Below are 11,492 nucleotides of genomic sequence, written 5' to 3'. Positions count from 1 at the left end.
GCTATACGGGCCACAAGGGCGGCTCATCCATCAGCGCCACCTGCTCGCGCAGCTCGAGGATGCGGTCCTGCCAATAGCGCTGGGTGTTAAACCACGGGAAGGCTGCCGGGAAGGCCGGGTCGTCCCAGCGCATCGCCAGCCAGCTTGAGTAATGAATCAGCCTCAGGGTACGCAGCGCTTCGACCAGGTAGAGCTGGCGCGGGTGGAAGTCGCAGAAATCCTCGTAGCCGGCCAGCACGTCGGCCATCTGGCCCACCATTTCCTGGCGCTCGCCCGACAGCAGCATCCACAGGTCCTGCACCGCCGGTCCCATGCGGCTGTCGTCGAAGTCGACGAAGTGCGGGCCATCCGGGGTCCACAGCACGTTGCCGCCGTGGCAATCACCATGCAGGCGCAGGAGCGGCAGCGCGCCGGCCCGGTCGTAGCAGCGCGCGACGCCCTCGAGCGCCTGCTCGACCACGCTGGCATAGGTGGCGGCCAGCTCGGGCGGGATGAAGCCGTTGGCGCGCAGGAACTCGAAAGGTTCGCGCCCGAAGGTCTGCGGGTTGATCTCGGGCCGGTGCTGGTAGGGCCGCGCCGCGCCGACCGCATGGATGCGGCCGATGAAGCGGCCGATCCATTCCAGGGTAGCGGGGTCGCCCACCTCGGGCGCGCGTCCGCCGCGGCGCGGGAACACGGAAAAGCGGTAGCCGGCGAAGCTGTGCAGCGTGCGCCCGTCGATGCTGGTGGCCGGCACCACCGGGATTTCCCGCTGCGCCAGCTCTTCCACGAAGGCGTGTTCCTCGAGGATGGCGGCGTCGCTCCAGCGCGCCGGCCGGTAGAACTTGACGACCACCGGCGCCCCCTCTTCCAGGCCGACCTGGTAGACGCGGTTCTCGTAGCTGTTGAGCGCCAGCAGGCGGCCGTCGCCGTACAGGCCGACGCTCTCGACGGCCTCCAGCACCGTTTGCGGGTCGAGCCGGGCGAACGGATGGGCGTGAGCGCTTGTTTCAGTCGTCGAATTCTCCATTCACGCATTGTAAGCGGCAGCCGCCATCCCGCCTAAGCCTCCTTTTAAATTTGACGAATTTGGTTAGATTCAGGGCAGAACGTGCATAGCGGCCTGCGCAATTATCGAATTTGGCACGTACCTGAGCGCACTCGCGTGGCATACGGCCTTTACCGAGGAAAAGAATATGAAGAAAGCGATTCCCCTGGCGCTGACGGCCGTAGCCGCCGCACTCGTCTGGAACGCGGCCAAGGCCCAGTCGCCGCAGCCGCCGAAGGCCGATGCCGACATGCAGAAAGTGCTGGACGCCCACGCGTCCCTGGACCCGAAGCCGATCGAAACCCTGACCCCGGCCGAGGCGCGCAAGCAGCCGACCCCGGCCGACGCGGTCAAGAAGGTACTGACCGAGATGGGCAAGAGCGGCGCGCCGGAACCGGGCGTGACGAAGAAGACGATGGCGGTGCCGGTCAAGGGCGGCTCGGTCCCGGTACACATCTTCACGCCCGAAGGCAGCGGCCCCTTTCCGGTCATGGTGTACTTCCACGGCGGCGGCTTCGTGATCGCCGACACCGAGGTCTACGAGGCATCGCCGCGCGCGCTGGCAAAGATGGCCAAGGCCATTATGGTGTCGGTCGACTACCGCCAGGCCCCCGAGCATCGCTTCCCGACCGCGCCCGAAGACGCCTATGCGGCCTACCTGTGGACGATCGAGCATGCCCGCGAGTTGGGCGGCGATCCGGCCCGCATCGCGGTCGGCGGCGAATCGGCGGGCGGCAACCTGGCCGCCGTGGTGTCGATGATGGCGCGCGACCGCAAGGCGCAGCTGCCGCTGCACCAGCTGCTGGTCTACCCGGTGGTGAACGACGACATGAACAACGCCTCCTACAAGCGCAACGCGAATGCGAAGCCGCTCAACAAGGCGATGATGGGCTGGTTCTTCAAGCACTACGGGGGCGACCCAACGAATCCGTACGCGCTGCCGATGAAGGCGGCCTCGCTCAAGGGCCTGCCGCCAGCCACCATCGTGGCGGCCGAGATCGACCCGCTGCTCACCGAGGGCAAGCAATATGCGGAAAAGCTGAAGAAGGATGGGGTGCAGGTCGATTACCGTGCATGGAGCGGCGTGACGCACGAATTCTTCGGCATGGGAGCGGTGCTGCCCAAGGCGAAGCAAGCCGAGCAGTATGCAGCGGATGCCTTAATGAAAGCATTCGCCGCCAGGAAGTAAGCCGCATCCGCCGTGGCGATCGTGCGCCGCCGGCGCACGATTTTTACGCCCTTGTCCCGCGCAGGCGTTACACTGGCGCCTTCAAAACGCAACAAGAGCACCCCATGCATCTCGACGAGCCCCTTACCGATAAAGAATTCGACGAACTCGACCAGTTCCTGCTGTCCGACCGCTCCCCCGAGGACGCGATGACGATGGACACCCTGCACGGCTACCTGACCGCGATCGCGATCGGCCCGGAAACCATCATGCCGGCCGAATGGCTGCCGCGCGTCTGGGGCGAGGATGGCAAGCAGGCGCCGAACTGGAAGAACCCGAAGGAAGAACAGCGCATCATCAACCTGATCATGCGCTTCATGAACGAAGTCCTGATCACCTTCGAAGCCGCACCAAAGGAGTTCGAGCCGCTATTCGTCGAGCATGAATTCGAGGGCGACGCCCTGATCGACGCCGAAGCCTGGTGCTGGGGCTTCTGGGAAGGCATGGAACTGCGCCCCGGCTCCTGGGAAGAGATCTGGGATTCGGAAGTGGCCGAACTGATGCGCCCGATCTACCTGCTCGGCGCCGACGAGATCGAGGAATCCGAACTGCCGGAAGTCGAAGACCCGCGCAAGGCCCATCAACTGGCGCTGGAGATCGAAGCCAACATCCCGGCCATCTACCGCTACTGGGCGCCGCGCCGCAAGGGCGCGGTCGAGACCGTCAAGCGCGAGGAGCCAAAGGTCGGCCGCAACGACGATTGCCCTTGCAACAGCGGCAAGAAGTACAAGAAGTGCTGCGGCGCCGAGTAAGCGCCTAACAATTCCCCCGATGGCTGCGTTGCATTGTCTCGCCGTACTAGCGTACTGTCTTCGACAATGCGCCTTGCCCTCGGGGTTTTGTTAGGCGCTGAGGCAAGCTAGGCAGCTTCCGTCAAGCCAAGATCCAGTCCCACCAGCAGGTCGCCGGGCTGCACCATCCCGGCCAGCCTGCCCTCCTCGTCCACCACGAACACCTGCTTCGCTCCCTCATGGAAGCGGGTGAGCAGCGCCGTCACCGGCGCCGTGCTGCGCACGGCGACGAAATCCGCCTCGACCAGCTGGCCGACCGTCGGCGCCGTATCGCGCCCGAACAGCAGCGCCGTCGCCCGCCGCGCACGCGCCGGCAAGGGGCGGCTGGCGCTGCCGCCGGCCGCCACCAGGCCCGCCATGCTGAGCACCCCGACCGGACAGCCGGCGGCGTCCACCACCGGCAAGGCCGGCACGCCGTGCCGCACCAGCAGCGCGCGCGCCGCCGCCAGCGGCATGTCCGGGCTCAGGGTGGCCGGCACGGGATGCGCCAGCTCGCCGCAGCGGTGCTGGCGCGCGCGGCGCTCGGCGGCGCGCTGCTCGGTCTCGGCAAAGATCGTGGCCAGGTCGTCGCGGCTGACGTCGAGCGTCTCGCCATAGCTGTCCAGCGCCGCATCCAGGTCTTCCTTCGCAAAGCCCGCCTTTTCCTCGGGCGGGCGCGCGGCCAGCTGCACGTGCGGGTAATGGTGTCCCGACAGCCGGTTCCAGGCCACTGCGCCCAGCACCATCAGGATCGAGTTCAGGCCCACCGGCGCCAGCACGAACCAGAAGCCGGCCTTGGACACCGCCGCCCCGCCCAGCACGGCGGTCACGGCCACCGCGCCGCCGGGCGGATGCAGGCAGCGCAGCGTGGCCATCGCGGCGATCGCCAGGCCGCCGGCCAACGGCGCCGCCACCAGCGGGTCGACGGCCTGCGCACAGGCCACGCCGACCAGGGCCGAGACGACGTTGCCGCCGATGACGGGCCAGGGCTGGGCCAGCGGCGCCGCCGGCAGGCAGAACAGCAGCACCGCGGACGCGGCCATCGGCGCGATCAGGAAGGGCAGCGAATGCACCGCCGCGGCGCCGAGCGCGGCGCGGCTGACCAGGGCGGTAAGGAGCAGGACCAGCAGTGCGCCGAGGGCGGCGGGCACCTGCCGGGTGAAGGAAGTCGGTCCGGCGGGGCGCAGGCGCCCCAGCCTCGACAGCAACTGCGACAACATCGAGAACATGGATACGGTTTGCAACATTGGGAACCTGCCATTACACCACAGCTTGCGCGAACACGTGTTCCCCCACGCAGACGGTAAGCATTCCGACAAGCAATCATGTAGGATAAGCAACGCACTGCGGCCGGCTTGCCGCAGCAACCAACAACGAGGACTTCACGATGAACACCATCCCACGACCTACCCTGTCCATGCTGGCCGCCGCCGCACTGGCGATCTGCGTCGCCACCCCGGCCCTGGCCGCCGCCCCGATGGCGAAGACCCCGGCCCCGGGCTGGTCGCGCATGATGCTGGGCCAGTTCGAAATCACCCCGCTGTCGGACGGCACCGTGGACCTGCCGGTCGACCAGCTGCTGGCCCAGGATCCGAAGAAAACCCAGGAGACCCTGGCCAGGGCGCACCTGAAGCCGATGCTGGAAACCTCGGACAATGCCTACCTCATCAACACCGGCAGCAAGCTGGTCCTGATCGACACCGGCGCCGGCTCCTTCTTCGGCCCGACCCTGGGCAAGCTGGTGGCGAACATGAAAGCGGCCGGCTACACGCCGGACCAGGTCGACGAGATCTACCTGACCCATTTCCACGGCGACCACGCCGGCGGCCTGGTGAAGGACTCGGCGGCCGTGTTCAGCAAGGCCGTCGTGCGCGCCAACAAGCTAGAATCGGACCACTGGCTGAGCCAGGCGAACATGGACAAGGCCAAGGACAAGGACACGTTCAAGGGCGCCCAGGCCGCGCTCGGTCCGTATGTGCAGGCCGGCCGCTTCAAGCCGTTCGAAGGCAGCATTGAGCTGGTGCCGGGCATCCGCGCGAATCCGACCGGCGGCCACACCCCGGGCCATACCAGCTACCTGGTCGAAAGCGGCGGCCAGAAGCTGCTCGTGATCGGCGACCTGATCCACGTGGCGGCGGTGCAGATGGATAACCCGGCCGTGACGATCCAGTTCGACGGCGACCAGAAGGCCGCCGCTGCTACCCGCAAGAAGGAATTCGACGCCGCCGCCAAGGGCGGCTACATGATCGGCGGCGCCCACCTGCAGTTCCCGGGCCTGGGCTACCTTGCCACCTCCGGCAAGGGCTACCGCTTCACCCCGGTCAACTACACCCAGATGCGCTGAGAAAGGGATCGAGGATGCTGAATCACGTCATGGTCGGCTCGAACGATATCGAGCGCTCGAAACGTTTTTACGATGCTGTCCTGGGCGTCCTGGGCGCGGGCGAGGGTTTCCGCAACCAGGCGCCGAGCGGCCACACCCGGCTGTTCTACCGGCACGAAGGCAGCAGCTTCGGCATCAGCGAGCCGATCAATGGAGAAGCGGCGACGCCGGCCAACGGCGGCACCATCGGCTTCAAGTGCAGTTCACCCGAGCAGGTCAAGCAATTCCACGACGTCGCGGTGGCGCATGGCGGCACCTCGATCGAGGAAGCGCCGGGCCTGCGCGACGCCAGCCTGGGTGCGCTGCACCTGGCCTACGTGCGCGACCCGGACGGCAACAAGCTGTGCGCAGCCTACCGGGTCAAGTAAGCAGCTAGGCGTCCTGCGGCGCCTGCACGCTATCCAGCAGGCGCGCCAGCGCGTCGAAATCGACCGGCTTGACCAGGTGATGCCGGAAGCCCGCGGCGAAGGCCTCGTCGCGGTCCTGCTGCTGGCCGTAGCCGGTAATGGCCACCAGCACGCTCGCCGCGGTTTCCGGCTGTGCGCGCAAGCGGCGCGCCAGTTCGTGGCCGTCGATCCCGGGCAGGCCGATGTCGAGCAGGCAGACGTCGGGCGCGACCCTCTTGGCGCGCTCCAGCGCCCGCAGGGACTCGTGCTCGACCACCACCTCATGGCCGTGGGCCGCCAGCAGCAGGCCGAGCGTCTCGGCGGCATCCACGTTGTCGTCCACCACCAGCACCGTCAAGCAACCGGTCTTCGCCGCCGGCACGGGCGCCTGCGGCAGCGGCGCGGGAACGGCCTCGCGCAACAGCGGCAGCGTGATGACGAAGGTGCTGCCCTTGCCCGGTCCCGGGCTCGAACAGCCGACCATCCCGCCATGCAGCTCGACCAGGTTGCGCACCAGTGCCAGGCCGAGACCAAGGCCGCCCTGCGAACGGTCCGACGAGCGCTCGCCCTGCGTAAACAGGTCGAACACCCTAACGCTCAGTTCGCGGTCCATGCCGATGCCTTCGTCGCGAACGCTGATCACCAGCGCGCCTTTCGCGCCATCCCCCCTCACCTCGGCGCGCAGGTCGATCTCGCGGCCTTCCGGCGTGTACTTGGTGGCGTTGCCGAGCACGTTGGCCACCACCTGCACCAGGCGCGCCTTGTCCCCTTCCACCAGGGCCCATGAGGGCGGCAGGTGCACCGACAGGCGCTGGCGCCTGGCCTCGATGGCCGGCCTGACCTGTTCCACCGCTTCCTGCACCACGCCGCGCATGCCGATCTCGGCCCGCTCGAGCGTGATCAGGCCGCGCGTCACGCGCGAGACGTCCAGCAGGTCGTCCACCAGCCGCGTCATGTGGCGCACCTGGCGACCGATGATGTTGCTGCTCTGGCGCACCCGCTCCTCGCCGAGCGTGCCGATGCGCAACAGCTCGGCGGCGGCGCTGATCGGCGCCAGCGGGTTGCGCAGCTCGTGCGCCAGCATCGCCAGGAACTCGTCCTTGCGGCGGTCGGCCTCGACCAGCTTTTCCTCGGCCAGCTTGCGGTCGGTGATGTCGCGGAAGAAGGAGGCGATGCTCCCGTCCGGCATAGGGTAGGCGCGCACCTCGGTCCAGACGCGCTGGCCGTCGGGGAAGGAATGCGAATAGATCGCGGCCGACGCCACGCGGGTGCGCATGACTTCACGGTACATGCGGCCAAGCTCCATGTCGACCGTATGCGGGAACACTTCCCAATGACTACGCCCGATGGTCTCTTCCGCCCTCACGCGGCACAATCGCAGCCCTTCGGCATTCATTTCGACGATGTTCCAGTCGGCGTCGAACACGGCGAAGCCTTCGGCGATGGTGTCGAAGATGTTGCGGCTACGGTCGCGTTCGGCGCGCAGCGCGGCCTGGGCGCGCGCGGTCTCGGCCGCCGCCCAGGTACGCTCGGCAACATCGCGCGCCAGCTGCAGGTCGTCGTCGCTCCAGTGGCGCGCAAGCAGGCAATCGATGCCGAGGCAGGCCGTCAGCCGGCCGGATTTGACCAGCGGCACCACCAGCAGCGCACCGATCCGGTCGGCGATGTAGGCGCTGCGGTAGCCCATGGTGCGCACGTCGCGCGCGGTGTCGTGGATGCGCACCACGTCGCCCGCGCGCAGCGCCGCGCCCACCGCGGGACCGAATTCGTCGAGGCTGAAACTGGGCTGTGTCCATTTGCGGCCGTCGCGCGCCCACCAGCGCGGCACCGAGAAGCGTCCCGTCGCCTCGTTCATCTCGGCGTACACCACCCGGTCCGCGTGCAGCTCGCCGCCCAGCAGCGCGCTGGCGGTGGCGATCACTTCCTCGCTCGAGGCGAGCGGGCGCAGCGCGTCAGACACGGTCAGCTCGAAGGCCGCGCGGCGCTCGCTGGCGACACGGCGCGTGGTTTCCATCACGGTGCAGAACAGGCCGGCCACCTGGCCGTCGTCGCCGATCAGGGGCGCATGCGAAAAGGTGAAGGTGGCGCGTTCAGGATAGCCGCGCCGCATCACGGTCATCGGCATGTCTTCGAAGTAGACCGGCTTGCCCGACAGGGCGCGGTCGATCAGCGGCACCATGTCCTTCCAGACCTCGGCCCACAGGTCGCAGAAGCGTTCGCCGAGCGCGCGCCCATGCTTCTGCCCGAGCAGCGGCACGTAGGCGTCGTTGTAGAGGAAAATCAGGTCCGGGCCCCAGGCCAGGAACATGGGGAAGGACGAGTGCAGCACCATGTCCACGGCGGTGCGCAGGGCCGGCGGCCATTCCCCCGGCGGACCGAGCGGGGTCTGGCTCCAGTCATGACGGCGGATGCGCATGCGCATGCCGTCGTCCATGGTGTGCGAGGGAGAGGACATGGGCCGATTGTCGCACAGCTTTTCTTGCCTGCGATACATTTCTGCAAAACAGGCAAGGCATGCATCACATGTTGCGCTTACAGCTTGATGAAGTGCTCGCGGTAGTAGCGCAACTCCTCGATCGACTCGACGATGTCGGCCAGCGCGGTATGCTTCTGGTGCTTCTTGAAGCCGGAGGCGAGTTCGGGCTTCCAGCGGCGGCACAGTTCCTTCAGGGTCGACACGTCCAGGTTACGGTAGTGGAAGAAGGCTTCCAGCTTGGGCATGCCGCGCGCCATGAAGCGGCGGTCCTGGCAGATCGAGTTGCCGCACATCGGCGACTTGTTGGCCGGGACGTACTGCTTCAGGAAGGCGATCAGCTCCAGCTCGGCCTGGGCTTCGGTCACGGTCGAGGCCTTGACGCGGTCGATCAGGCCCGAGCGGCCGTGGGTGCCTTTGTTCCAGTTGTCCATCTTGTCCAGGGTTTCGTCCGACTGGTGGATGGCGAACACCGGACCTTCGGCGATGATGTTCAGGTCGGCATCGGTGACGACCACGGCCACCTCGATGATGCGGTCGTTGTCCGGGTCCAGGCCGGTCATTTCCATGTCGAGCCAGACCAGGTTGAATTCGTTCGGGCGCACAGGCGCGGCAGCGCCTTCGGTTTGTGTAGCTTGTGACATAATTCTCTCTTCGATTAGCGATACTGCATTCGTTTTTCGCGCAATCCTGCATTTTCTCACAGGCACAGCATGTCTTCACTCGGGTTTTCGGTTTTGTTCGTCGTTTTCTTTGCGCTGACCTTGGGCGTGCGCTTCTGGCTGGCCAACCGGCATATCCGGCATGTGCTGCGCCACCGCGCCAGCGTACCGGCCGAGTTTGCGCCAAAGGTGCCGCTGGCGGCGCACCAGAAGGCGGCCGACTACACGGTGGCCAGGACCCGGCTCGGCATTGCCTCGATGCTGTGGGGCGGCGTGGTGCTGATCGGCTTCACCCTGCTGGGCGGATTGCAGGCCCTGTCGGTCTCCCTGCTGGGCCTCACCGGTCCGGGCATGACGCACCAGATGGCCCTGGTGGTGGCGTTCGCGATCGTATCCGGCCTGCTCGACCTGCCCTTCGACTGGTACCGCCAGTTCGTGCTGGAACAGCGCTTCGGCTTCAACAAGATGACGCCCGGCCTGTGGATCGCCGACATGTTCAAGGGCCTGCTGGTCGGCGCCGTGATCGGCCTGCCGCTGCTGTGGGTGATCCTGGCGCTGATGGAGCGTAGCGGCGACCTGTGGTGGCTGTGGGCCTGGTGCGTGTGGAGCGGCTTCCAGCTCCTGATGATGGTGCTCTACCCGACCGTGATCGCGCCGCTGTTCAACAAGTTCACCCCGCTCGAGGACGTGAGCCTGAAGGAACGCATCGAAGGCCTGATGGCGCGCGTCGGCTTCGCCTCGAAAGGCCTGTTCGTCATGGACGGCAGCAAGCGCAGCGCGCACGGCAACGCCTATTTTTCCGGCTTTGGCAGCAACAAGCGCATCGTCTTCTTCGACACCCTGTTGTCGCGCCTCGACCCGCACGAGATCGAAGCCGTGCTGGCACACGAACTGGGCCACTTCAAGCTGCGCCACATCGTCAAGCGCATCGTGGTGATGTTCGCGCTGTCGCTGGCTTTCCTGGCGCTGCTGGGCTACCTGAAGAACCAGGCCTGGTTCTACACCGGCCTGGGCGTGCTGCCGATGATGAACGCGTCGAACGACGGCATGGCCCTGATCCTGTTCGCACTGGTGCTGCCGGTGTTCACCTTCGTGCTCTCGCCGCTCAGCTCCATCACCTCGCGCAAGCACGAGTTCGAGGCGGACGCCTTCGCCGCGAAGCACACCGATAGCAGCCACCTGGTGTCGGCCCTGGTCAAGATGTACGAGGACAACGCATCGACCCTGACGCCGGACCCGCTGCACTCGGCCTTCTACGATTCGCACCCGCCGGCTTCGGTGCGGGTGAAACACCTGACCATGGCGGCCGCATGAAGCTCATTGACCAACACTGCACTCACGGCGCGCCGGCGCTGGACCCGGCCACGATTCAGACGCGCCTGCTCGATGTGCCCGAATGGCAGGCCATCGACGGCACCATCGCGCGCGAGTTCACGTTTGCGAACTACCGCGCCACCATCGATTTCGTGAACGCAATCGCAAACATGGCCGAAGCGCAGAACCATCACCCCGAGATGACGGTCGGCTACCGCCGCTGCACGGTGGCCTACACCACCCACTCGGCCGGCGGCGCGCTGAGCGACAACGATTTCATTTGCGCCGCCCGGGCGGACGCGATCTACGTGCAAGGCCCGAGCGCATGAGCGAGTTGACCGGCACCATCATCGCGGCCCACGGTCGCCATTACCTGGCCGATGCGAACGGCGAGAAGCTGCAGTGCGTCACGCGCGGCAAGAAAACCAATGTGGCGGTGGGCGACGTCGTGATTCTCAAGCGCACGTCGAACGACCAGGCCGTGATCGAGAAGATCGCCGACCGCACTACCCTGCTCTATCGCTCGGACCAGTACAAGTCGAAACTGCTGGCGGCGAACATCTCGCGCCTGTTCATCGTCGTCGCCACCGAGCCGAGCTTCGCCGACGACCTGGTCTCGCGCTCGCTGGTGGCGGCCGAGGCGGCCGGGATCGAGGCCCACATCATCCTGAACAAGGTCGACGTGGAGCAGCCGCTGGCGCGCGCCCGCGAGCGCGCCGGCCTGTATGCCTCGCTCGGCTATCCGGTGCACGAATTGTCGGCCCGCGAACGGCCCGAGCACGCGGTCGAGACCCTGATGCCGCTGCTCGCCGGCCAGTCCTCAATCTTCATCGGCCAGTCGGGCATGGGCAAGTCGTCCCTGATCAACCTCCTGGTGCCGGACGCCGACATCGCCGTGCGCGAGATCTCGGAAGCCCTGGACACCGGCAAGCACACCACCACCTTCACGCGCCTGTACTGGCTGCCGGGTGGAGCGTCGATCATCGATTCGCCGGGCTTCCAGGAATTCGGGCTGTACCACCTGACCGAGGGCATGCTGGAACGCGCCTTTGTCGAGTTCAAGCCCTACCTGGGCGGCTGCAAGTACTACAACTGCCGCCACCTGGCCGAGCCGCAATGCGCGGTGCTGGGCGCGGTCGGGGAAGGCAGGATCGCGAAGATGCGGCACGAGCTGTATGCGCAGCTGCTGCACGAATCGTCGCAGACCCTCTATTGACTTTTTCATCCGCTTTCCCTAAGGGAAAGCAAA

General features: G+C 66.7%; 11 protein-coding genes. 7 read left to right on the top strand and 4 right to left on the bottom strand.

The window, feature by feature from the left end:
• Position 1 precedes the first annotated feature (1 nt).
• A complete protein-coding gene (locus FG94_RS22730) occupies positions 2-1,009 on the bottom strand; it encodes a serine/threonine protein kinase (protein ID WP_036216424.1) in 1,008 nt (335 codons plus the stop codon).
• A 166-nt stretch (positions 1,010-1,175) separates the two neighbouring features.
• Here FG94_RS22730 and FG94_RS22725 point away from each other — a divergent pair, with 166 nt between their 5' ends.
• The gene (locus tag FG94_RS22725) at positions 1,176-2,216 is read left to right on the top strand and encodes an alpha/beta hydrolase (protein WP_200880018.1); all 1,041 of its coding nucleotides are present in this window, start codon (positions 1,176-1,178) and stop codon (positions 2,214-2,216) included.
• 104 nt (positions 2,217-2,320) lie between these two features.
• Positions 2,321-3,007: a UPF0149 family protein gene (locus FG94_RS22720; protein ID WP_036216423.1), complete on the top strand. Its 687-nt coding sequence runs from the start codon at positions 2,321-2,323 to the stop codon at positions 3,005-3,007.
• A 107-nt stretch (positions 3,008-3,114) separates the two neighbouring features.
• Here the strand turns inward: FG94_RS22720 and FG94_RS22715 are convergent, their stop codons facing one another.
• The gene (locus FG94_RS22715; RefSeq protein WP_051997014.1) at positions 3,115-4,272 is read right to left on the bottom strand and encodes an HPP family protein; all 1,158 of its coding nucleotides are present in this window, start codon (positions 4,270-4,272) and stop codon (positions 3,115-3,117) included.
• Between the two features lie 140 nt (positions 4,273-4,412).
• Between FG94_RS22715 and FG94_RS22710 the strand changes: the two genes are divergently transcribed.
• Positions 4,413-5,369 (top strand): MBL fold metallo-hydrolase, encoded by a 957-nt coding sequence (locus tag FG94_RS22710; RefSeq protein WP_036216422.1) that lies wholly within the window; start codon positions 4,413-4,415, stop codon positions 5,367-5,369.
• Positions 5,370-5,383: 14 nt separating this feature from the next.
• On the top strand, positions 5,384-5,776 hold the full coding sequence (locus tag FG94_RS22705; protein ID WP_036216420.1) for a VOC family protein: 393 nt from the start codon (positions 5,384-5,386) through the stop codon (positions 5,774-5,776).
• Between the two features lie 4 nt (positions 5,777-5,780).
• Here the strand turns inward: FG94_RS22705 and FG94_RS22700 are convergent, their stop codons facing one another.
• Entirely contained in the window at positions 5,781-8,249 is a 2,469-nt protein-coding gene (locus FG94_RS22700; RefSeq protein ID WP_229446038.1) for an ATP-binding protein, read from the bottom strand.
• Positions 8,250-8,326: 77 nt separating this feature from the next.
• Entirely contained in the window at positions 8,327-8,911 is a 585-nt protein-coding gene (orn, locus tag FG94_RS22695) for an oligoribonuclease (protein WP_027866207.1), read from the bottom strand.
• A 69-nt stretch (positions 8,912-8,980) separates the two neighbouring features.
• Here orn and FG94_RS22690 point away from each other — a divergent pair, with 69 nt between their 5' ends.
• Genes FG94_RS22690 through rsgA form a run of 3 tightly spaced genes read left to right on the top strand, consistent with a single transcriptional unit; the run spans position 8,981 to position 11,459 of the window.
• Positions 8,981-10,243, top strand: coding sequence for a M48 family metallopeptidase (locus FG94_RS22690; protein WP_036216418.1), 1,263 nt, complete (start codon positions 8,981-8,983; stop codon positions 10,241-10,243).
• The gene (locus FG94_RS22685) at positions 10,240-10,572 is read left to right on the top strand and encodes a 4a-hydroxytetrahydrobiopterin dehydratase (RefSeq protein ID WP_051997013.1); all 333 of its coding nucleotides are present in this window, start codon (positions 10,240-10,242) and stop codon (positions 10,570-10,572) included. Before FG94_RS22690 ends, FG94_RS22685 begins: the two co-directional genes overlap by 4 nt.
• Complete coding sequence (gene rsgA, locus FG94_RS22680; RefSeq protein ID WP_027866210.1) at positions 10,569-11,459, top strand: ribosome small subunit-dependent GTPase A; 891 nt, start codon at positions 10,569-10,571, stop codon at positions 11,457-11,459. The genes FG94_RS22685 and rsgA overlap by 4 nt, the downstream gene beginning before the upstream one ends.
• Positions 11,460-11,492: the final 33 nt, after the last annotated feature.

Source organism: Massilia sp. LC238, assembly GCF_000735635.1.
In the GTDB taxonomy this organism is placed as follows: domain Bacteria; phylum Pseudomonadota; class Gammaproteobacteria; order Burkholderiales; family Burkholderiaceae_D; genus Telluria; species Telluria varians.
Note: the sequence above shows the minus strand (reverse complement) of the source record. Positions and strands in the feature narration are given on the sequence as shown.